Annotated in this window: 23 protein-coding genes and 1 tRNA gene; 22 read left to right on the top strand and 2 right to left on the bottom strand. The window is 43.1% G+C overall.

Going from position 1 to position 21,169, the window contains the following annotated elements; translation table 11 throughout:
* The first annotated feature begins 3 nt into the window (after positions 1–3).
* From rsmG to MHH86_RS31100, 6 genes are all read left to right on the top strand, one after another.
* A complete protein-coding gene (rsmG, locus tag MHH86_RS31125; RefSeq protein WP_036677757.1) occupies positions 4–729 on the top strand; it encodes a 16S rRNA (guanine(527)-N(7))-methyltransferase RsmG in 726 nt (241 codons plus the stop codon).
* A 413-nt stretch (positions 730–1,142) separates the two neighbouring features.
* Positions 1,143–1,958, top strand: a complete 816-nt coding sequence (noc, locus tag MHH86_RS31120) for a nucleoid occlusion protein (protein ID WP_036677760.1) — start codon at positions 1,143–1,145, stop codon at positions 1,956–1,958.
* A gap of 178 nt (positions 1,959–2,136) precedes the next feature.
* Positions 2,137–2,898 (top strand): AAA family ATPase, encoded by a 762-nt coding sequence (locus MHH86_RS31115; RefSeq protein ID WP_036677762.1) that lies wholly within the window; start codon positions 2,137–2,139, stop codon positions 2,896–2,898.
* Positions 2,891–3,733, top strand: a complete 843-nt coding sequence (locus MHH86_RS31110; protein WP_036677764.1) for a ParB/RepB/Spo0J family partition protein — start codon at positions 2,891–2,893, stop codon at positions 3,731–3,733. Before MHH86_RS31115 ends, MHH86_RS31110 begins: the two co-directional genes overlap by 8 nt.
* Before the next feature lie 197 nt (positions 3,734–3,930).
* Complete coding sequence (locus tag MHH86_RS31105) at positions 3,931–5,076, top strand: aminotransferase class V-fold PLP-dependent enzyme (protein ID WP_342479583.1); 1,146 nt, start codon at positions 3,931–3,933, stop codon at positions 5,074–5,076.
* 36 nt (positions 5,077–5,112) lie between these two features.
* Entirely contained in the window at positions 5,113–5,613 is a 501-nt protein-coding gene (locus tag MHH86_RS31100) for a DUF4446 family protein (RefSeq protein WP_076272998.1), read from the top strand.
* On the opposite strand, the gene yyaC is transcribed toward MHH86_RS31100, so the two are convergent.
* Positions 5,585–6,193: a spore protease YyaC gene (yyaC, locus tag MHH86_RS31095; RefSeq protein ID WP_036677770.1), complete on the bottom strand. Its 609-nt coding sequence runs from the start codon at positions 6,191–6,193 to the stop codon at positions 5,585–5,587. The genes MHH86_RS31100 and yyaC overlap by 29 nt on opposite strands.
* Positions 6,194–6,312: 119 nt before the next feature.
* Here yyaC and MHH86_RS31090 point away from each other — a divergent pair, with 119 nt between their 5' ends.
* The 4 genes from MHH86_RS31090 to MHH86_RS31075 all read left to right on the top strand — a co-directional run bounded on the left by MHH86_RS31090 (position 6,313) and on the right by MHH86_RS31075 (position 7,966).
* Positions 6,313–6,558, top strand: a complete 246-nt coding sequence (locus MHH86_RS31090) for a DUF3343 domain-containing protein (protein ID WP_036677843.1) — start codon at positions 6,313–6,315, stop codon at positions 6,556–6,558.
* A 21-nt stretch (positions 6,559–6,579) separates the two neighbouring features.
* Complete coding sequence (locus MHH86_RS31085; protein ID WP_052097399.1) at positions 6,580–7,620, top strand: mechanosensitive ion channel family protein; 1,041 nt, start codon at positions 6,580–6,582, stop codon at positions 7,618–7,620.
* A complete protein-coding gene (locus MHH86_RS31080) occupies positions 7,620–7,832 on the top strand; it encodes a DUF951 domain-containing protein (protein WP_036677772.1) in 213 nt (70 codons plus the stop codon). The genes MHH86_RS31085 and MHH86_RS31080 overlap by 1 nt, the downstream gene beginning before the upstream one ends.
* 43 nt (positions 7,833–7,875) lie before the next feature.
* Positions 7,876–7,966: transfer RNA gene (locus tag MHH86_RS31075), tRNA-Ser, on the top strand.
* 368 nt (positions 7,967–8,334) lie between these two features.
* On the opposite strand, the gene MHH86_RS31070 is transcribed toward MHH86_RS31075, so the two are convergent.
* Entirely contained in the window at positions 8,335–8,532 is a 198-nt protein-coding gene (locus tag MHH86_RS31070; RefSeq protein ID WP_036677774.1) for a YjzC family protein, read from the bottom strand.
* A gap of 217 nt (positions 8,533–8,749) precedes the next feature.
* Here MHH86_RS31070 and rpsF point away from each other — a divergent pair, with 217 nt between their 5' ends.
* The 12 genes from rpsF to rplI all read left to right on the top strand — a co-directional run bounded on the left by rpsF (position 8,750) and on the right by rplI (position 21,169).
* Positions 8,750–9,034: a 30S ribosomal protein S6 gene (gene rpsF, locus MHH86_RS31065; protein WP_076316119.1), complete on the top strand. Its 285-nt coding sequence runs from the start codon at positions 8,750–8,752 to the stop codon at positions 9,032–9,034.
* 48 nt (positions 9,035–9,082) lie between these two features.
* On the top strand, positions 9,083–9,589 hold the full coding sequence (gene ssb, locus MHH86_RS31060; RefSeq protein WP_036677780.1) for a single-stranded DNA-binding protein: 507 nt from the start codon (positions 9,083–9,085) through the stop codon (positions 9,587–9,589).
* Between the two features lie 21 nt (positions 9,590–9,610).
* Complete coding sequence (gene rpsR / locus MHH86_RS31055; protein WP_036651767.1) at positions 9,611–9,883, top strand: 30S ribosomal protein S18; 273 nt, start codon at positions 9,611–9,613, stop codon at positions 9,881–9,883.
* Positions 9,884–10,399: 516 nt separating this feature from the next.
* Positions 10,400–12,349, top strand: coding sequence for a DNA mismatch repair protein MutS (locus MHH86_RS31050; protein ID WP_076140567.1), 1,950 nt, complete (start codon positions 10,400–10,402; stop codon positions 12,347–12,349).
* A 193-nt stretch (positions 12,350–12,542) separates the two neighbouring features.
* Positions 12,543–14,261 (top strand): oligopeptide ABC transporter substrate-binding protein, encoded by a 1,719-nt coding sequence (gene opp4A, locus MHH86_RS31045; RefSeq protein ID WP_036677787.1) that lies wholly within the window; start codon positions 12,543–12,545, stop codon positions 14,259–14,261.
* An 84-nt stretch (positions 14,262–14,345) separates the two neighbouring features.
* A complete protein-coding gene (locus MHH86_RS31040; protein WP_036677789.1) occupies positions 14,346–15,290 on the top strand; it encodes a D-alanyl-D-alanine carboxypeptidase family protein in 945 nt (314 codons plus the stop codon).
* A gap of 322 nt (positions 15,291–15,612) precedes the next feature.
* Positions 15,613–16,638 (top strand): LCP family protein, encoded by a 1,026-nt coding sequence (locus MHH86_RS31035; RefSeq protein WP_038573960.1) that lies wholly within the window; start codon positions 15,613–15,615, stop codon positions 16,636–16,638.
* 194 nt (positions 16,639–16,832) lie between these two features.
* A complete protein-coding gene (locus MHH86_RS31030; protein ID WP_036677795.1) occupies positions 16,833–17,258 on the top strand; it encodes a CBS domain-containing protein in 426 nt (141 codons plus the stop codon).
* Positions 17,259–17,481: 223 nt separating this feature from the next.
* Entirely contained in the window at positions 17,482–17,784 is a 303-nt protein-coding gene (locus tag MHH86_RS31025; protein WP_170914153.1) for a MazG-like family protein, read from the top strand.
* 6 nt (positions 17,785–17,790) lie between these two features.
* On the top strand, positions 17,791–18,708 hold the full coding sequence (locus MHH86_RS31020; protein ID WP_036677800.1) for a DUF2232 domain-containing protein: 918 nt from the start codon (positions 17,791–17,793) through the stop codon (positions 18,706–18,708).
* Positions 18,709–18,719: 11 nt separating this feature from the next.
* The gene (locus MHH86_RS31015; RefSeq protein WP_036677802.1) at positions 18,720–20,726 is read left to right on the top strand and encodes a DHH family phosphoesterase; all 2,007 of its coding nucleotides are present in this window, start codon (positions 18,720–18,722) and stop codon (positions 20,724–20,726) included.
* Entirely contained in the window at positions 20,723–21,169 is a 447-nt protein-coding gene (gene rplI, locus MHH86_RS31010; protein ID WP_036677804.1) for a 50S ribosomal protein L9, read from the top strand. Before MHH86_RS31015 ends, rplI begins: the two co-directional genes overlap by 4 nt.

Below are 21,169 nucleotides of genomic sequence, written 5' to 3'. Positions count from 1 at the left end.
GCTATGGATAATACGGAAGTTCAATTCACACAACTATTACAGGAACGAGGCATATCCCTTACAGCAGAACAGTTAGCACAATTTGATCTGTATTATAAGGAACTCGTATCCTGGAATGAAAAAATGAATCTCACGGGTATAACTGAGCGAGAGCAGGTATATACAAAGCATTTCTATGATTCTATTTCATTAGCTTTTTTCCTTGATATTAACGAGGTCACCAATCTCGCAGATATCGGTTCAGGAGCTGGTTTTCCAGGAATTCCACTTAAAATATGTTTTCCTCATTTGAAGCTAACGATTGTTGATTCGCTCAATAAACGAATTTCATTTCTGCAGCATGTAAGTACGACATTGGGATTAACTGATGTACAATTGATCCATGGGCGGGCAGAGGATGTCGCGCGCAAGTTCACTCATCGTGATGCCTATGATTTGGTTACAGCACGTGCGGTAGCAAGACTGTCTTTATTGAATGAATTTTGTCTTCCCTTCACACGCAAAGATGGGGTGTTCGCTGCAATGAAGGGCAGCGATCCTTCAGAGGAATTAAGCGAAGCTAAGTACAGCTTAAAAGAGCTTCGTGCTGAACTCAGCAAAGTGGAGTCGTTCAGCTTACCAGTGGAGGAGTCGGATCGACATATTGTTATGATCCGTAAGACAGGAGCAACACCAGCTAAATATCCAAGAAAAGCGGGAATTCCTGCCAAAACGCCATTGATGAAATAATGTTTCACGTGAAACATTGCCGATACTCAAAGTTCCTTTAGGAGCATTCCCTTTGAACAAAGGGAATGCTCTTTTTTTATGAAGATGATGATAACAAAAATCGATAAATATCAATTTAGATGAAAATTAGATTTATAAGCTGATTTGGTTGTGCACCTGTAAAAATGCAGGAAAAATAGGTCTTTACGGAGAATATGATTATGTAGAGAAAAGTGATAGAATAGCATAGTAGACTTTAATTTTGTATATAACTCCTTCTCTGTACTCTTGTTCGAAAGAAGGAGAGATTATGATGCCTGTTCATTACAGGTAATTCCATAATATCAGAATGTTTTAGATTGCTGTACGATATGCTTTCCGTGAAGAAGGTCAAGAAGATCGTACTATAACGAAATTAGGTGGTTATGAACGGAATGAAAGAACAATTTACCAAGCTATTTGGGTTTAACGAGCGGAGCAGCGGAGAAGAAATCAAACAAATACCAGTTCATGAGGTCGTTAGCAGTCCTTACCAACCACGGACTATATTCGATGATGACAAAATTGATGAGTTATGTCAGACAATTAAAACTCATGGTGTCATTCAGCCTATTGTTGTACGTATGCGAGATTCTATATATGAGATCATCGCAGGTGAACGGCGCTGGCGGGCAGTTAAAAAGCTTGGTTTAGAGACGATCCCTGCTATTGTCCGTGAGTTCAATGATTCGCAGGCTGCATCTATTGCGCTCATAGAAAATCTACAGCGTGAAGGTTTGACCTCCATAGAAGAAGCTGTCGCTTATCAGAAGTTAATTGATCTTCATCAATTAACACAAGAAAGCTTAGCACAACGCTTAGGCAAGAGTCAGTCGACTATAGCGAATAAGATTCGTTTACTCCACTTACCTGAAGAGGTTAAGACAGCATTGATGGAACGTCAGATTTCCGAAAGACATGCGCGTTCACTCTTATCACTGGATAGTGTGGAAATGCAATTAAAAGTTTTGGCAGAGATTATTGCAAAAGGATTAAATGTTAAACAGACGGAAGCTCGTATTGCTTTCTATAAACAAGTCTCACAAACTAAAAAGTCAAAACGGGTCTCCTATACCAAGGATGTTCGTCTAGCTCTTAATACAATTCGTCAATCTATTGATATGGTGTCAGGCTCAGGTATGGAAATCAAAACGTCAGAAAATGACCGTGGTGACCATTACGAGATTGTAATCCAAATCCCCAAAAGATAAATTGTTTCAAAAGCTGAAGGCGGCCTTAAAGTGATTGGCCGCCTTTTGTGTGACTTGAACCAGGATGTATTGCTCAGTCCTGCATTTTAGAGTTTTAGCCTATATAAAGTAACATAGTTTGGCCGTTTGTACTTGCGATCTACGAGAAGATTCTTCCTAACTATTCGAGGTGAAATTAGTGTCCAAGATTATTGCCATAGCAAATCAAAAAGGCGGTGTCGGTAAAACAACATCCTCTGTGAACCTAGGTGCCGGTATGGCTACATTAGGAAAAAGAGTGCTTCTAGTTGATATCGATCCTCAAGGCAACACTACCAGCGGCGTTGGCATCAACAAGGCGGACGTAGCGAATTGTATATATGACATTCTCATTAATGAAGTAAATCCTCTAGAAACGATACTTGAAACTCAAAATGAAGGACTGCACATCATTCCAGCGACTATTCAATTAGCAGGGGCGGAGATCGAATTAGTATCAACGATTTCCAGAGAGTTGAAATTGAAAAAAGCCTTAAATGCGGTTAAAAATAATTATGACTATATCATCATTGATTGTCCTCCATCCCTTGGGATTTTGACGATCAATTCCCTTACAGCTGCTGATTCGGTAATCATTCCGATTCAATGTGAATATTATGCGCTCGAAGGGTTGAGTCAGCTTTTAAACACCGTGCGTCTAGTGCAAAAAAATCTTAATCCGCATTTGAAAATAGAGGGAGTATTATTAACCATGTTGGATGCCCGTACGAATTTAGGGATCCAAGTCATCGAAGAGGTTAAAAAGTATTTTCAGGAAAAAGTTTACAGAACTATCATTCCTCGGAATGTCCGCTTAAGTGAGGCACCGTCTCATGGACAATCCATTATTACTTATGATCCTCGCTCAAAGGGAGCAGAAGTGTATTTAGAGTTGGCAAAGGAAGTGATTTCTTATGAGTAAACGTTTAGGGAAAGGTCTGGATGCTCTGATTCCTTCTTTATCTATTAATGAAGATGATAAGGTAGTAGAAATCCCATTAGCTCAATTGCGAGCTAACCCTTATCAACCACGCAAGGATTTCAATGAAGAAGCAATCCAGGAATTGGCTGAGTCTATCAGACAACATGGCGTGATTCAACCGATCATTGTACGGAGTGTTTTGAAGGGGTATGAAATCATTGCCGGGGAACGCAGATTCCGGGCTTCGCAATATTGTGGTAAACCTACGATTCCAGCAGTCGTAAGAAATCTAAGTGATCAACAGGTTATGGAGATCGCCCTGATTGAGAACTTGCAACGTGAAAATTTAAACGCCATGGAAATCGCAGTTGCTTATCAAGGTTTGATGGATCAATTTTCACTCACACAAGAAGAGCTATCTCTGAAAGTTGGGAAGTCCAGATCACACATCGCTAACTTCCTAAGATTGCTTACTTTACCGGAAGAAGTAAAAGAATATGTTTCACGTGGAACAATGTCTATGGGACATGCGAGAGCTATTGTTGCCTTGAAAGATCCGGAAGTTATTAAACAATTGGCTGAACAATGCGTGGAACAGCAATGGAGCGTAAGAGAGCTTGAAGAAACGGTGAAAAATCTGGATCGAAAGCCGACGAACGGTACAAAGATTAAAGTTGTTAAACGTGATCCCTATATTGATAATGTAGAGGAAGTATTGCGTGAACGGTTTAAAACAACGGTTAAGATAAAACAAGGTAAGGAAAAAGGGAAGATTGAACTGAATTACTACAGTGCGCAGGACTTAGAAAGACTGTTGGAATTATTGGGTAACTAAATGGGTATCTATGCCAAGAACATATCCTGAGCTATCCGTAATCGGATAAGTAGGGGTATGTTTTTTCAAAATATAAGGATGTATAAAGTAGAGCTGAATATTATCCTTATATTTTCTACAGATAAGGTTATTATCAATAAAGGGTGACAACGTTATTTCTTCTTAATGAAAAAGAGTATGAGACGAGGAGCGGGGTTATGGAAGACTTCGTATATTTGGATCATGCGGCTACGTCCTGGCCTAAACCTCCAGAGGTGGCAGCTGCGATGATGAATGCTTTGCAGTCGGGAGCAAATGCTGGTAGAGGAAATTATTCGCTGGCCATGGGAAGCGGACGGGTGTTGGTGAGAGCCCGGAGTTTGCTGGCGGAGTTGTTTGGGGTTTCTAATGCACAAGACATAGCGTTTACCCAAAACACTACGATGTCATTAAATATGGCGATTAGAGGTACGCTCAAAGCAGGGGACCATGTAATCTCCACAATGACTGAACACAATTCTGTGCGGAGACCTTTGGAATATTTACGTAAGTCACTAGGAATAAGTGTTGATTATCTGAAGGTGGATCGGGCGGGTCAATTGGATTTGAAGGAATTTGGCAAAACGTTTCGACCAAACACTAAAATGGTAATTTGTAATCATAGCTCCAACTTACTAGGTAGTATACTTCCCATTGGTGAAATCGGAGATCTAACTAAAGCAAAGGGTGCTATATTTCTAGTGGATGCTGCTCAAAGTGCAGGCTCGCTTGATATTGATGTAAAAAAGATGAATATTGACTTATTAGCTTTTCCTGGGCATAAAGGATTGCTTGGACCACAAGGGACTGGTGGACTCTATATATCACCTGAATTGGATCTCGAGCCCTTAATGCATGGAGGCACAGGCAGTCAATCTGAGAATAGTGAACAACCCTCCGTTCGCCCAGATCGGTATGAAGCGGGAACGCAAAATGCGGTAGGAATTGCTGGTTTACTAGCCGGTGTTCAAAAGGTAAAATCGATAGGGACAACCGTTATCCACGAAAGAGAGTGGAAGCTGACTCAACTGCTGATGGAGGGGTTGTCCCATATTCCAAACATTAAACTATTAGGACCCACATTAGGGGCTCCGAGAACTGGAATTGTGTCGTTTGTAGTGGATGGGGAAGAATCGGCGAATATAGCTCACCGTCTAGATCGTGAGTATAAAATAGCCGTCAGAGCGGGTATGCATTGTACCCCACTGGCACATAAGGCTGTCGATACACTAGAGAGTGGTGCTGTTCGGGCGAGTGTAGGCGTAGATACAACAGAGCATAATATAAGCAGAATGCTAGCTGCTATGGATGAGTTATATGGCTGATGCCCGCAGCAGATAAATAAAAAGGATGGTCCATTCATGTCTGAAATGAATCAATTAATTAATGAACAGTTGCAGTGGTTTGTGTTTGGTTTCGTAGTAATTATGCTAGTGCTGATAGTCACTGTAATCGCCCAGGGAGCTAAGCTGCGGACTATACGGCGCAAATATGAGGCCATGATGGCAGGAAGTGGTGTGGAGGATCTGGAAGGCCTTCTGGTTGATCTGAAGAACCAAAGCGACATGCTGGAAGAAGAACAACGTGAGCAAAAAGCGTTGATAGAAGCTACCCAAGTCAAAATCCGCGGCATGAAGTCAAATGTCGCTCTCAAGCGTTATAATGCCTTCGGTGAACGTGGTAATGATTTGAGCTTCTCGGTGGCTATTCTGGATGACAATAGCAGTGGCATTGTATTAACCAGCCTTCATAATCGTGAGAACTCATATATTTACTCCAAGCCTATGCAAAATGGGGAGTCACAATATGCCTTATCGCCGGAAGAAAAAGAAGTTATAACTCTCGCGTTGCAGCAGAAGTAGCATGTAGGTTCCATTGTTTTAAAGCAGAATATAGACTTGTAGCGATAATATCAGATAATCGCATGACTAGACTTAGCCGTGTATTCTGCAATACGAAATACTCCATAAAGCCGCCGACATTAACGATTCCAGTCAAATGGATATCCCCAACCGGCGGCAATTGTTTATTTACGCCAGCTCCTGGTCTGAGGGGGCCTTCAACGACTTGGATGCAGCCAACACTAGTAGAGTGACCTAAGCAGGCATCTATTCCGATGACAAACGGGTTATTATATTTTTCATTAATTAGCGACAAAGTCTCTTCAAGATTGACGGCATGAACCGGTTCCTCAAGGGTACCGTATAAATGAAACAACGGGCTATGAAAACGGGATAATGCAGTACCAACAAGAGGACCGAGAGAATCTCCGGTGGAGCGATCAGTGCCTACACAGATGACGATAATTTGAGTCTCTGGACGCGTGCGTGAAAAGTGAAAAAGTAGCCGATGAGTAATTGCGGAATAGATATCGGGATCTGTATGTGATATTTTTAAACAGGACGTTTCTTGCGCTGCTGTAGCCTTGGATGAGGAGTTCATACCATCTTCCTTTCTAAAGGTGATTCTATTTGTTGGTATCTAGTATATGGATAGAAGAGGGGTTTTATACTACAGCAGCAAGAGATAGGACGATAAACCTATGGAGAGGCTTGACGTATATGCAGGATGAGATGTTAATAGCGTTTGACTCCACCCAGCAGGCGCTTCGTGCTGAAATGCTGCTTGAGTATGCTGAAATAGAAATTGATATATTTCCAACTCCGAAGGAAATCACCGCAGGCTGTGCAATTTCAATTCAGTTTTTTCAAAATGCGCTGGAAGAGGTAAAAAAGATTATAGTTGAGCAAGAAATAGAAATACGCGGCATCTACGGAAAACACAACGAGAACTACATACTGATTTAGGGGTAGGGAGGAGTACATGCGATGAATATGTGGATACTGGAGGCTGATACACCCGGTGCGGATACATTAAAAGATGCCATTCGCTTTAAAGATAAGGTGTGGAATTGGTTTACCGATGCTGATATGTGGGCGGATGTATTATTTGCGGGTCTACGGATTCTTGTTATTTTTCTCTTAACCCGGGTTATTATTAAAATTGTTTCTAATATTATTGATCGTTCGCTTGAGCGTAAAACCGGTGGCAGACTTCTGTCCAACACACGAAGGTTTACTACGGTTGGGGAATTGATGAAAAATGTAGTGACAGTTATCTGTAATTTTGTGATGATCATGCTCGTGCTTTCTGAGTTCCACTTCGATTTGGCACCATTGTTGGCTGGAGCGGGTGTACTTGGTTTAGCAGTAGGTTTTGGGGCGCAAAGTTTGGTGAAGGATGTTATTACAGGTTTCTTTATTATTTTAGAGGATCAATTTGCAGTGGGTGATGTGATTCAAACAGGTACCTATAAAGGAACTGTAGAATTAATCGGACTGCGAACAACCAGGCTGTTAAGCACAACTGGAGAAGTATTTATTATCCCGAATGGATTAATCACGAACGTGACCAATTATTCTCTCTCGAATGCATTGGCTGTAGTTGATGTTCCTGTAAAAATGGAGCGCAGCTTGGAGGCCACGCTAGGTTTGATTGGAGAAGCGTTAAAGGGAATAGAAGAGCGTAACTCTAATGTGCTTGCTTATCCTAATGTGCTCGGTATACAGTCCATGAGTACTTCGGAATATGTAATTCGTATAGCGGCTAGCTGTTTACCCAATGCAAAAGAGGTTGCGGAGAGACAGATTCAGAATGATATTAAGCAGGCACTAGAGAAACTAAGCAGTCTAGAGCAGGCTCAAGCTGCTCAAGCCGAAGAGGAAGCTCGTTTGAAGGCAGAAGAAGAAGCAAAGGCTGAAATTGAACTGGGAAAAACAGAAAATGAGCAGGAAGTATCGGATACGCCTGACACTCGATCAAGACGCCAAATCGCAGCTACACAAGAGGGGAAAAAGGGGGAAGGGTAGTGGAACGTAAAGTTTTTCAGCTTGGAGATATTGTACAGATGAAGAAACAGCACCCTTGCGGTTCTAATGAGATGGAGATCATTCGTATGGGGATGGATATCCGCATTAAGTGTACAGGATGTCAGCACAGTGTTCTGATTCCCCGGGCGAAATTCGAGAAGAATATGAAGAAGGTACTGCGTTCTGCAGAGGGAAATACAGACAATAATTAAGCTTGCAAATGGCATGTCTGCATGATACAATTATTTTTGCTGCGGAGAGGTACCCAAGAGGCCCAAGGGGGCTGACTCGAAATCAGTTAGGCGTGTCACAGCGTGCGTGGGTTCGAATCCCACCCTCTCCGCCACTTCAGCATAATATAACATTTTAATGAATCCTTCGTTCCTGTAACGGAGGTTTTTTTGTGTCCAATGAGCTGTTTGCAAAAGATCATAACATGCAAAAAGAAGGGCCCTTTCGGGTCCTTCTTTAAGAGGCAGTACATCAATGATGTTGGAATTTCTCTGTATATAGCGACTAAAGTGATTTAGGCGTTGCTGAGGTTACTGCTTTTTAGACAATAACCCACTACTATTCCCAGCTAACAATAGATGCTGAATCAGATATCCTGTGATTGTGTTCGTCTACGACGGCCAACGGAACCACACCTCTCTTTTGTACTGCCTGAGAATAGTATGGTGTAATGTCGGTTTTTTTATACACATTTATTATTAATTAATGTACACGTGCTTTTTCAACCTTTTTCCACTTCCGATTTTTGTTACTGGTCTCGGGGAAGGTGTCCCCTTTTTCCATTTTAATATGCTGTGGATTCTGAATTTCGGTATGGAAGCTTCGCGCTTCACCTACCTCTGTATACATGCCTGGATTGGGGGCTTTGTCGCCTTTTTCATATTCTGTCTTTTCGCCCATCATTATCGCTCCTTCCTTAAGTGCAGATGAATTCACTGATTATTGTGCGCAGGTAGGGTTTTTTTCATGTAAAAAGAGGGTGGAGGGTTGTCCGGTATTAATATTGCTTGCACTCTGCTGCTCGTTTTGGTATATTAATCAGGTGCGAGTCTATGTTTGTGCTCGTTCCTTGCTCCTGACGTGATTAGGGGCCTCAGACCATAAGGAGGTGAAAATTATGCGCAAATATGAAGTGATGTACATTATTCGTCCTGACATTGAACCAGAAGCTGTTCAAGCAGCAGTCGATAAATTCCAAGGCATCATCTCCAATGGCGGGGAAATTACAAAGCACGAAGTGCAAGGTAAACGCCGTCTTGCGTATGAGATCAAGAAATTCCGTGATGGCGTTTATGTTTTGGTTAACTTCAATGCAGAACCTGCAGTAGTTACTGAATTAGAACGTCTTATGAAGATTTCTGACGAAGTTATTCGTTATCTCATTACGAACGACGTTGCTTAAGATCTTGACAAGCTTTGTAATGAATCGCTCTAAAGGAGGGGACCAGAATTGTTGAACCGTATCATTTTGATCGGACGGTTGACCCGTGACCCGGAACTTCGTTATACTCCCGCTGGTGTTGCCGTAACTCAATTTACGCTTGCCGTAGATCGTAACTTTACGGGCCAGAACGGTGAACGTGAGGCAGACTTCATCCCGGTTGTTACCTGGAGACAGCTAGCAGAAACCTGTGCCAATTATTTGCGCAAAGGTCGTCTGACAGCAGTGGAAGGACGCATCCAAGTGCGGAACTATGAGAATAACGAAGGTAAACGTGTATACGTAACTGAAGTTATTGCTGATAATGTTCGTTTCCTGGAATCTTCACAAAGCCGTGAAGGTGGAAATACTTCAAGTGGTGCAAGTAGTATGCCTGAAGAGCCAGCATATGGTGGCGGTGGTAACGCTGGACGCGGAAATAACAACAATAATTTCTCGCGTAACAACAATACTCAAGATCCTTTTTCGGGCGATGGTAAACCGATTGATATATCGGATGATGATTTGCCATTTTAATTAGGAAGGACTGAAAAGAATATGGCTTTTAAACCAAGAGAAGGCGCTGACAACGACAAAAGACCAGCACGTCGTGGTGGACGCAACAAGCGTAAAAAAGTTTGCTTTTTCACTGTGAACAAGATTACTCACATTGATTATAAAGATACTGAACTTCTTAAGAAGTTCATCAGCGAACGTGGAAAGATTTTGCCACGCCGTGTAACAGGTACAAGTGCAAAATACCAACGCGCTCTTACCATTGCTGTAAAACGCTCGCGTCAAATCGCGTTGCTTCCTTACACAACGGAATAGGACGTTTTATAGAAGCAGTCGGGAAACCGGCTGCTTTTTTTGTTGTGAAAAGCCAGCGTGCGGATTACGTTTGACGTTCAATCTGGAATGTGTTAAATTACAGCTATCCTATAATAAAAGGGGAAATATTGATGTTGGTGACCGTTCTTAACTAGCAATTTCATAACACTGGATTAGGAAGGCTTTAGCAGGCTCGTCTTTTGGCGTTTACGTGCTCTATTTGAGTCCGTCTCGCACAGATGTCTGTTGTTCCTAACGGTGGATGATTTAGTTAAGAACACACGAAGCGTCATATGGCCTCTTTACGGCTATTGTTCTCTTTGTAATTAACCGTGCTCTTAGAGCACGGTTTTTTTGTTTTTCGGCCACCCTGGCTTTTATAGGGGGACCTTAAAACGCCAGAGAACAATAGTATAAAAAGAAGGGCAAGGACTGCCATAGTGGCATTCTTTGTCCTTTTTGCGTTAGGGAGATTTTGTTCCAAAAAAATAGTTAGATCAATAAGGAGGATTTGCTGTGAATTTACAAAGTCTAAACACGTTGGAATACGAAATTATTAAAACCGAGCTTAGCCGTCATGCGGTATCTTATGTAGGAAAGAAAACTGTAGAAGAGCTTATGCCTATGACCTATTTGCCTTCCATTCAAAGAGCGATGGAGGAAACGTCTGAAGCTAAAGAGCTGCTGGAGCGGGGGTCCAGTGTACCGATTCCTTCATTAGAGGGGATTGAGTGGATCATGTCACTAATGGGGACTGGATATCTGTACAGTGAGCAAGACTTCACTGCAGTGGCTACATTTCTAAAGAGCTGTAGTCAATTGCGCAAATATATGGCTTCTAAAGAGCAAAGTGCTCCCCGGATTGCTGCTTATGCCTCCTCGCTGCTGGAATTAAATCATGTGCGGGAAGCAATTGACCGCTGTATCCGCTTTGGGGGAATTGATGATGGAGCTAGTAAGGGGTTAGAGCGGGTTCGTAAACGGATTGGCGTAGCTAAAGAACGTCTTCATAAAAAAATTGACGGGATCATGTCGCGCCATCAATCGATTTTGCAAGAGAATATTTATAGTCAGCGTGGTGGACGTTACGTTATCCCCGTAAAGCGGGAGTATCATAAGCAAATAAAGGGATCGGTACTTGATCAATCCACAAGTGGACAGACGGTGTTCATCGAACCAGATGAGATCGCCTCCATGCAGATTGAGCTGGATTTGTTATTAGGAGAAGAGGCACGTGAAGAAGCTGTGATCCTCAGTATGCTGACCAGCATGGTAGAACAGGAACAAACTGCACTGCGCCTAAATATCGAGGTTACAGGCACCTATGATTTTATTTTTGCCAAAGCAAAATATGCACGAACGCTGGGAGCATCTGAGGTTACTCTAAATGATAGGGGTTTTCTAAGGATGAACGGAGGCAGACATCCCATGCTGCAGGGCATGATTCCAATTAGCCTGGAGATAGGGAAGGGATATAAATCCCTAATCATTACAGGTCCAAATACAGGCGGGAAAACGGTGGTGCTCAAGACCCTCGGGCTGCTGACCCTCATGGCTCAATCGGGGTTGTTGATTCCGGTCGAGGAGGGGAGTGAGTTTACGGTCTTTACGGATGTGATCAGTGTAATCGGAGACGGACAAAGTTTGGCCCAATCACTCAGTACATTTTCGGCACAAATGAAGAGTATTGAGGGAATGCTGAGAGATGCCTCTAAAGGGGTGCTGCTGCTCATTGACGAGCTGGCGGCAGGTACAGACCCTGGGGAAGGAATCGCCCTCTCAATCGCCATTCTGGAAGAGCTGAGCCGTAAAGGGGCGAATATTATCGTCACAACCCACTTTAACGAGCTAAAAGCCTTTGCCGCTGCGACAGCCGGTTTTCAAAATGCACGAATGGAATTCGACAAAGAAACGCTGCAGCCGTTGTATCGTCTGACTATCGGAGAAGCGGGGGAGAGTTATGCTCTGCAAATTGCTAAAAAGCTGGGTATCCAGGATAACGTTATCAAGCGATCGTGGGAGATCGTTGAGGCGCAGCAGCAAAGGCTGCAGAAAGGTGATGGGTCGGCATGGGCAAGTCTTTTTAGCAAAGAGGGAGAGAAAGGGAAGACTGCACCTGTTATAGAGGATTTTGAAAAAGAAGAAAAGTCTGTGGAATCACTGAGCGATAAGGAGAAGCAGACCCAGTATGAAATTGGTGATGCCGTTCTTGTAACTTCACTGGGGCGGATAGGAATTGTTTATGAGAAAAAAGATCACTTAGGAATGGTCGGAGTGATGATCCAGAAGCAAAAAATGCGGATTAATCATAAACGTTTAAAGCCATATCTATCCAAAGATGAGCTGTATCCTGAGGAATATGACTTTGATATAATTTTTGAGAGCAAGGATACCCGTAAAAAGCGTAAATTGATGCAGCGTAAGCATGTCGAAGGCCTGAGAATTACGCATAAGGATGAAGAATAATGTAATAAAAGGATCTGCCTATGAGGTAGGTCCCTCTTTTTTTATAAATACTATGAAATATGCGTAAATTCAAGCAGGAGTATAGGCCTAAAGCTTAGAAGTTATTGTAACCATTCTAAAACTTTGTTACAGTAAATATTTATTCCATAGCTTAAATGTAGATATACGTTCAACTAGAGAAGGGAAGGAACACATGAAGAATAAGAAGATATGCGGGTTCTTGTTAACAATGCTCGTGATGACTACTGTATTGTCAGCATGCAGCAGAGCAGGTACCAGCAGTAATTCATTATCTTTACATCACAATGAGGTGGTCGAAAAGCCACAGACTGGCGGAGTAGTTACTTATGGATACTCATCGCCGTTTATGGGCTTCTTTGAGCCTGCTTTTTATGAAGGTGAAGATGATTTTCATGTGCTGGAGTTTATTACTGAGGCCATGTTTACGATAGATGATGATTTATCAACGGTTCCTAATATCGCCACTTGGCAGGAGTCCGAGGATCATAGAATATTTACCTTTAAAATCAAACCGGGAATCCGTTGGCATAATGGAGATGAACTGACCGTAGAGGACTGGAAATTTGCGATGGAGACTATTGCTAGTCCAGACTACACCGGATCACGTTATTATAGTGTGGAAATGATTCAAGGTGCGGAAGCCTATCATAAAGGTGAGGCGAAGAATATAACAGGTCTTAAGGTTATAGATCCTTATACTTTGAAAATAACAATGACAGCTGCCCGCGTAAATACGATTGATAATCTATGGCCGTATCCGATGAATAAAAAATATTATACTGGAGTCGCTGTTAAGGATATGCCTGAGAGTGATCAGATGCGAAAAAATCCGATAGGGATTGGTCCCTTTGAGGTGAGCCTTATTGAACCTGGCCAGCGGGTGGAGATGAAGCGCTTTGATCAATACTATAAAGGTAAGGCTTTATTGGATGGTGTGTTGTATAAGGTATTTGATGACAAGGAAATCATCAGCCTGTTTGAACAAGGCGTAATTGATATAGAGAATGCCCCACGAGATACTTATGAAAAGTTGAGTAAACTCGATAATATTAATATTTTACAATCAAATGAGCTTGCTTATGAGTATATAGGGTTTAAATTTGGGTATTGGGATAGTGAAGCTGAAAAAATCGTAATGGATAACCCTAAATTTGCGGATAAAAGATTACGTCAGGCGATGTATTATGCACTTGATCGGGAGGGGATCATTCAATCATTTTCTCATGGGTTAGGCAAGCCTATAGAAACTCCGGTTTCCAGTGCAAGCTGGGCGAAGATCCCTGATAGTCAGATTAATACGTATCCCTATGATCCGGAAAAAGCGAAGCAGCTGCTTGATGAGGCTGGTTTTGTAGATGTTGATGGAGATGGGCTGCGTGAGGATCAAAAAGGAGAAAAGTTAGTTATTCATTATGATTCTATGCTAGGCAGTCATTCAGCGGAGTTACGAACTGCTGCTATTCTGGAGGATTGGCGAAATGTGGGACTTGATGTGCAGCTTAATGGTGGGGCGTTAAAAGAGCTCAACACCTTCTACGAAGCAGTGGAGGCTGATGATCCGTCCATTGAGTTGTTTAACGGGGTATGGGGATTAGCTAATGATCCTGATCCTTCAGGTCTCTGGAGAGAGAATGATTTGTGGAACTACCCACGTTGGTCCTCGGAGCGGAATGAAGAATTGATTCGCGATGGCACAAGTATGAAGGCGTATGATAGAGATTATCGACAACAAATCTATTATGAATGGCAGAAGCTAGTGAATGAAGAGGTTCCAATGATCTTTTTTGCGGAAAGAGAAAGCATTACTGCTGTCAATAAACGTCTACAAGGTGTGCGTGTTGATTCTTTGGGCTCCATAATTGAGCCTAATAAATGGTGGATAAAGGACTAAATTAAAAAAAATAAAAAAAATTACGCAAAAAGTGAAATCAAATTGCTGTTTCATTCGTCATATATATTATGGAGGATGACAACGATGAAGAGACGGATATTAATATGGGCTGGTGCAGCTTTGATAGTCGTTGTCTTAATTACGGTGTGGAGGCCTATCGAGTTGGGCTTTAAACCGGATATTGACGCGGGTTCAGCAGTGCTGCTAGATATGGATAGTGGAGACATATGGGTCAATATAAACGGCGATGTGCCTATGCCACCGGCCAGTGTGTCTAAATTAATGACTGAAATGATTGTGCTGGATCACATAACCTCTGGAACCCTTAGGTGGGAGGATAGAGTCCCTATTAGTGCTTACGCCAGTCAAATGGGAGGTATGAGTCTCTCATTAAAACGAGGAGATTTCTATACAGTAAGGGAGCTATTCGAAGGCATCACCATATATTCTGCTAATGATGCTGCAGTTGCATTGGCAGAATATATGGCAGGATCAGAGGATTCTTTTGTACTTATGATGAATGATAGAGCACGTAGTTTAGGTTTATCTCCTAATACGGTATTTACCAACGCCTCTGGATTGTCTAGCAAGGATCTTGGTATCATTCGTCAGCCTACGCATATCGGTGGCCAGACGATGATGACAGCGAGGGATACAGCCAAATTGGCAGCTGCGCTAATCCATAATCATCCTGATGTACTGAATATTTCCGGTCGTACACAGATGCAATTAAAGGATAAAGGGTTATATGTTAGTAATAGCAACCTTATGCTTCCAGGTATGGGCGGCGCTTACGCATACGATGGAGCAGATGGGTTGAAGACTGGATATGATAGCCAGACGGGATATTGTATTGCGGGATCAGCCCAGAGGGAGGGGCACCGGCTTATTGCGGTCGTTATGGGGGCGGAGACTTATGGCAGCCGATTTGAGGGTGCTGCTAAATTGTTCGATTATGGGTTTTTCCGCGGTTTACATTATGGAGAACGGGTAAAACATATTATACATGCCCTTGGGATTCGAAGTTAAATTTGGAGCATCATACCAGTAATTATTACTTGGTATGGTGCTTTTTCCCTATTCATGTCGGTATTTGTTGTTTCTTTTTATCCATTTAGTGATTACAATAGAAATATTGTTTTATCCCATATTATTTTAGAAACGCAAAAAACTTTTTTTCTATAATTTAGAATGACCCGAATTTCCTGAAAGGGGGGACAATAAGATAATGGAATAAGGGACAGTAAATTCGCCGCCGAGAGAAATAAAACCATGACTGCCTGAGAACGATCAGGAGGCATTGTAAATATATGGTACGTGTAATTATTCTACAATAAAGAAGGAATCAAAGATGAAAAAAATAAAGAAAAGATACATTGCGCTAATTGTTCTCGTCGTTATTATAGCGGGAGGTTTTCTCTTTCGGAATTCTTTGGCCGTATTAGCTTTTGACCTCTTTTTGTCCGATCGGGTAGAAAGCAAGCTGAAAGAAGAATCTTACCAGCCACTTAAGGATGAGAATAAGGTTAAGCCAGAGCCGGTTGTATACAAAAGCGATCCATTCTCGCTGATGCTGCTCGGGACTGATCAACGCGACAATGAAACCGCACGTTCGGACACTATGATGTATGCTGTTGTTCGCCCAGAGGATTACAAAATTCTGCTTATTTCTATTCCACGTGATACGTATACCGAGATTATTGGCCATAACGATAATAAAAAAGATAAGATTACCCATGCTTATGCTTTTGGTGGGCAGCAAATGGCTAAGGATACTCTGGAAGCACTGCTGGAGCATGATATTCAGTATTATGCCACCATTAACTTTCAAGGGCTCAAGGATGCCGTTGATGCTATTGGAGGCGTTCCGCTACCAATCAAGAAGGACATTGTAAACAAGGGTAAGGACCATGAAAAGTTTACGATCGAGGGTGGAAAGTCGAATTATAACGGTCAAGAAGCACTTAACTATACACGCTACCGTGAAGATAGTGACTTTAACCGGACCAAACGCCAACAGGTTTTTATTGATGTTGTAGCTAATAAAATGTTATCGATCAGCCAAATCGGCAATATTCCAAAGCTGCTGGATATTATGGGCGATAATTTTAAGACCGATATAGAGCCTTCAATGATCATTAGTCTGGCCAAGAAATTCATGGGCGGCAAAGACATGGATATCTCAAGCTTTACGGTAATGGGCGAAGGAAAACGTATTGACGGACTTTATTATGATATCGTTGATGAAGAGGATTTGCGTGAAGCTAAGGCGCTGATTGATAATTGGATGAATGCAGGAACACCAGTAGATCAACTGATTGAGCCGGGAAAAGCAAGTAATGCACTCGAGCCCAAAGCAACAGCAGTTACGCAGTAATTCTAATTGGAAAGCTAAACTCATATAAATAAATTGCAGCAGCCATAAACATTCTCATGGCTGCTGCTTACTGTCTTCATGTTATAATGAGTTGGAACTATTATTTAGCTGCTACGTATAATCACATTGGCATGGCAGTAAAAGGAAGTTAAAGAACCGTAATTCCTTCGGAACTCTTTGAGGAGGATCAAGAGATGAATATTGCATTTTTTTTACTTCCGAAACAGGAGGTGGCCTGCGTAACGCTCGATTCTACGCTGCGCCAAACGCTTGAGAGGATGGAGTTTCACCGCTATACAGCAGTCCCGATTCTTAACCGTAATGGAGAGTATGCCGGCACGGTAACGGAAGGTGATCTGCTCTGGTACATGAAAGAGTCGGAGGGCAAGGTTTCGTTTGAGAACGCTTCAAAATTTTTGCTGAAGGACGTTCCATTACGTATGAATAACAAGCCGGTCTCGATTGATGCGGATATGGAAGATCTAATTAATTTGGCTAAGGTGCAGAACTTTGTACCTGTGGTCGATGATATGAACCGGTTTATTGGAATTGTTCGCCGGAGTCAAGTCATAGAGTATTGCGAGAAATTTGTAACAAGACAATCACAGGAATCATTATAGTCCCAGTGTATTCGCGGTTATAGAAGCTATCGGAACAAGGCCTGTATTTCCGGCGATAACGGAATGCGGGTCTTTTTTAAAGAAAGCTCCTCTCCAAAAAGAGGCATAGTCAGCATGGATTGAAGCATACTTAAGGGGCGCGGGGTGTCCAGTGTGACACCGAATTTTTTATGCTATAATGGAGAATAAAGCTTTTTGCCGGAGGTAGAGAGACGTGTCCAATGTGCCGAAGGATCTGGATGTAGCCAAGCGCGCCAAGGTAATTGAATGGCTGAAAACCGAAGTGATTGATCAAGTTTCACGGTTATTTAAAGCGTTATGGGAAGGCAGTACTACCCGTGTCGGTGACAGTCTGGCTAGCTTGATTATGAGCTCTTATATTTTGGGCCGCAGACTAGGGATTCCTTATCGTTCTTTAGATGACTTGCTACTGGAGAAGCTTAGAAAGCACAAGCAGGAAGGGCATCAACTGGAAGATTGGTACCAAGATATATCTGCTTTAGAAGAACATATGCGTAAGAGGTGAATACTGTTGAAATTTCGCTGGTCATCTGTGGCTTGGAGCGTAGCATACTTACTTTTGCTGCTTAGTTTAACGACTCCACTCCTCATCATCACTACCCTGTTTATGATTGTTCCGGCAGTAGTGTTGTTTACTACACTGAACACGAGACAATTTGTGCTGCATGTATTGCCGGTGTTGCTGATTGTAGGCTTGATTACACCAATTTATCTGTTGATAGCTGCGTATTTCTTAATACCGGCTCTGGTTATGGGGCGCTGGTATAAAAGACATGCCCCGGCTATGTCTACTGTGATCGCAGGTACGGTTACGATTCTTGCACAGTTCCTGCTGCTTTTGCTGCTGGGTACGGCATTATTTAATTTTGACCTGTCTACCTATGTGAACGATGTATTGCAAATGGTTAATTCACCTCTGTCCGAGCTCGGAACTACCAATCCTCTGCTCACTGATATTGGATTTTCAACTGAGGATGTAAACAAGATAAGTCATATGACGGTCCAAATGATCCCTATGACTCTAATCGTAAGCTCCTTCATGATTGCTGTGATTACGCATGCTATTGCCCGCCCGATTCTGAACAGTATGAATTATGCAGTGCCTAAGATGAAGCCTGCACGTGAATGGAGACTTTCGAGATCGTTTATTTGGTACTATCTGATTGGTGTTGTTCTACAGCTCTTCTTCTCAGGGTCGGAGAACAATTTCATCCTCATGATTTCTGCCAATCTTCTGCCATTGCTGCGAATTGGCTTTATGATTCAGGCCATCGGATTTTTCTTCTTCCTGGCGCATGAACGCAAATGGAACAAGATGTCTGCCGTTTTGTTAGCGATACCGGTTATTTTACTGCCGCCGCTGCGCATTATTGGTATTATTGATCTTGCGTTCCCACTGCGGGAGTATGTGACCAAATCGAAACGATAGGGTGAGAGTTCATGCCTAAATTTCTGCAAAGACGCTGGCACGGCTATCATACCGTATGGGCGTTCATGCTGCTGTTGGTCCTTATTATAATTGTCAGTGTCTATAACTGGGCGCTTGGGGTCGCCGGCCTGTTTCTGTCAGGTACTTTATGCTTCTATATGTTGAAAGCGGAGATCTCGTTCCGTCGTAATCTGGTGGAATATATTAATGGGCTGTCTTTCCGCATTAAGCGGGTAGAGGGCGAAGCAGTCAGCATGCTGCCGCTTGGAATCATTCTGTTTAGCGAGGATCGAACGGTGGAATGGAATAACCGCTATGCCGGCGATATTTTCGCACGCAAGTCTTTAGTTGGGGAATCACTGCAAGAATTATTGCCTGATATGCAGTCTTTTTTTACAGGTGCTGCAGCGGGTAAGCGGGAGGTCGGCAAAGAAGGTGTGCTCCATGACACCCGCCTTGAGATCACCGTGGATGAACGATTTTATCAAGCTGTCATTATTCCGAGTGAGCGTATTCTTTACTTGTATGATATCACTGAGCTTGTGGTGTTACGTGAGCGGTATGAGGATGAGAAGCTGGCGATCGGCATAGTGATGATGGATAACCTGGATGAATCCGCTCAAGGAATGGATGATCAACAGCGAACCTCGCTGATTGCTAAGGTGACGAGTGAGATCACTGAATGGAGTAAGCAGTTTGAGGTTTATCTGCGGCGGTTGTCCTCGGAACGTTATCTAATGCTGCTTAATCATCGTAGCCTGCAAGCGTTGGAAGAGAGCCGCTTCGTGATTCTAGATGAAGTCAGAGAAATGACTGCTGATCTCAAGGTACCTATGACACTGAGTATTGGTCTGGCCTTTGGCGCAGACTCTGCAAGTGAATTAGGGGCATTGGCCCAATCCAGTCTAGACATGGCGCTGGGCCGAGGTGGTGATCAGGCGGCTGTAAAAGCAGGCCAACGGTTATCCTTCTACGGTGGCAAGAGTAATGCTGCTGAGAAGCGTACCCGAGTGCGGGCGCGGGTCATTGCGCATGCTTTGCGGGATCTGATGCAGGAGAGCGATCGTGTGCTGATCCTAGGTCATCGGACACCGGATATCGATGCTGTGGGTGCTGCAATCGGCCTGTTAAGGGCTGCGCAGATGTATAATGTAGAGGCTAGCATTGTGATGGAGACTCCAAATCCATCGATAACTAACATGATGGAGCAGATTCGTAAGGATGACGATTTGTATAAGTCATTCATCACAACGGAGCAATCCCTACAGATCATGACAGAGCATACCCTGCTTATTGTTGTGGATACACATAAGGCGTCTATGACGATGGAGCCGCGGCTAGTACAATATGCCAGCAGAATCGTAGTGGTGGATCATCACCGCAGAGGTGAAGAGTTCATTAATGATGCTGTATTGGTATATTTGGAACCTTACGCTTCATCGACCTGTGAGCTGGTGACAGAGCTGCTTCAGTATATCCATGAGAAGGTAAAGATCAGTCCGCTGGATGCTACAATGTTGTTAGCGGGGATCACGGTGGATACAAAGCACTTTGCGCTCCATACGGGTTCGCGTACCTTTGAGGCGGCAGGCTTCCTGCGCCGGAATGGTGCCGATACCGTACTTATTCAGCGCATGCTGAAGGAGGATTTACAGGAGTATATTTCCAAAGCCGAAATTATCAAACATGCGCGAATGGTGTATGACCAAATCGCGCTCGTAGTTACGGCACCAGGCATGAAAATCCCGCAGCTTCTTATTGCTCAGACTGCGGACACGCTGCTTGGGATGACCAACGTAGTCGCTTCATTCGTCATCAGCGAGCGGCCTGACGGCCTGATTGGCATTAGTGCCCGATCACTCGGACGTATGAATGTACAGGTCGTGATGGAGAAATTAGGCGGCGGTGGGCATCTGTCCAATGCCGCAGTACAGCTTGAAGGAACATGTAAAGAAGCAGAAGCCAGATTACTGCAGGTGCTGGCGGAAATCGAATCGAAAGAGGGGTTATTCGAATGAAGGTCATTTTCATAAAAGATGTTAAGGGTCAAGGTAAAAAAGGTCAGGTTAAAGAGGTATCCGAAGGTTATGCTTCCAACTTCTTATTGCCACGTGGATTGGTTCGTCCGGCAACGGAAGGCAACGTGAAGACGCTGGAGAATCAAGCAGCTGCTGAACAACGCCGTAAAGATAACGAAAAAGAAGAAGCACAGCAATTGGGTAAGAAGCTTGACGAGTTAACACTGACAATGAAAGCAAAATCAGGTGAAGGCGGACGTTTATTCGGCGCTATTACAAGCAAACAGATTGCTGAGACACTGGCTTCCACCAAAGGAATTACTATTGATAAGCGCAAGATTGAATTAGGTGAGCCAATTCGCCATATAGGAGTATTTCAAGTAAGCGTAAAATTGCATACTGAAGTAAAGGCCACACTTAAGGTTGAGGTAACGGAGGAGTAA

It is taken from the genome of Paenibacillus sp. FSL F4-0097 (genome assembly GCF_038593125.1).
GTDB lineage: Bacteria > Bacillota > Bacilli > Paenibacillales > Paenibacillaceae > Paenibacillus_AQ > Paenibacillus_AQ odorifer.
The sequence above is the reverse complement of the archived record's forward strand: the minus strand, read 5'-3'. Positions and strand labels throughout refer to the sequence as shown.

Bases quoted from the DNA above. Each gene is read 5' to 3' on its own strand.
- rsmG (WP_036677757.1), top strand. From the start codon at position 4: ATGGATAATACGGAAGTTCAATTCACACAACTATTACAGGAACGAGGC.
- noc (WP_036677760.1), top strand. From the start codon at position 1,143: ATGAAAGAACAATTTACCAAGCTATTTGGGTTTAACGAGCGGAGCAGC.
- MHH86_RS31110 (WP_036677764.1), top strand. From the start codon at position 2,891: ATGAGTAAACGTTTAGGGAAAGGTCTGGATGCTCTGATTCCTTCTTTA.
- MHH86_RS31105 (WP_342479583.1), top strand. From the start codon at position 3,931: ATGGAAGACTTCGTATATTTGGATCATGCGGCTACGTCCTGGCCTAAA.
- MHH86_RS31100 (WP_076272998.1), top strand. From the start codon at position 5,113: ATGTCTGAAATGAATCAATTAATTAATGAACAGTTGCAGTGGTTTGTG.
- yyaC (WP_036677770.1), bottom strand. From the start codon at position 6,193: ATGAACTCCTCATCCAAGGCTACAGCAGCGCAAGAAACGTCCTGTTTA.
- MHH86_RS31090 (WP_036677843.1), top strand. From the start codon at position 6,313: ATGCAGGATGAGATGTTAATAGCGTTTGACTCCACCCAGCAGGCGCTT.
- MHH86_RS31085 (WP_052097399.1), top strand. From the start codon at position 6,580: ATGAATATGTGGATACTGGAGGCTGATACACCCGGTGCGGATACATTA.
- MHH86_RS31070 (WP_036677774.1), bottom strand. From the start codon at position 8,532: ATGGGCGAAAAGACAGAATATGAAAAAGGCGACAAAGCCCCCAATCCA.
- rpsF (WP_076316119.1), top strand. From the start codon at position 8,750: ATGCGCAAATATGAAGTGATGTACATTATTCGTCCTGACATTGAACCA.
- rpsR (WP_036651767.1), top strand. From the start codon at position 9,611: ATGGCTTTTAAACCAAGAGAAGGCGCTGACAACGACAAAAGACCAGCA.
- opp4A (WP_036677787.1), top strand. From the start codon at position 12,543: ATGAAGAATAAGAAGATATGCGGGTTCTTGTTAACAATGCTCGTGATG.
- MHH86_RS31040 (WP_036677789.1), top strand. From the start codon at position 14,346: ATGAAGAGACGGATATTAATATGGGCTGGTGCAGCTTTGATAGTCGTT.
- MHH86_RS31035 (WP_038573960.1), top strand. From the start codon at position 15,613: ATGAAAAAAATAAAGAAAAGATACATTGCGCTAATTGTTCTCGTCGTT.
- MHH86_RS31030 (WP_036677795.1), top strand. From the start codon at position 16,833: ATGAATATTGCATTTTTTTTACTTCCGAAACAGGAGGTGGCCTGCGTA.
- MHH86_RS31015 (WP_036677802.1), top strand. From the start codon at position 18,720: ATGCCTAAATTTCTGCAAAGACGCTGGCACGGCTATCATACCGTATGG.
- rplI (WP_036677804.1), top strand. From the start codon at position 20,723: ATGAAGGTCATTTTCATAAAAGATGTTAAGGGTCAAGGTAAAAAAGGT.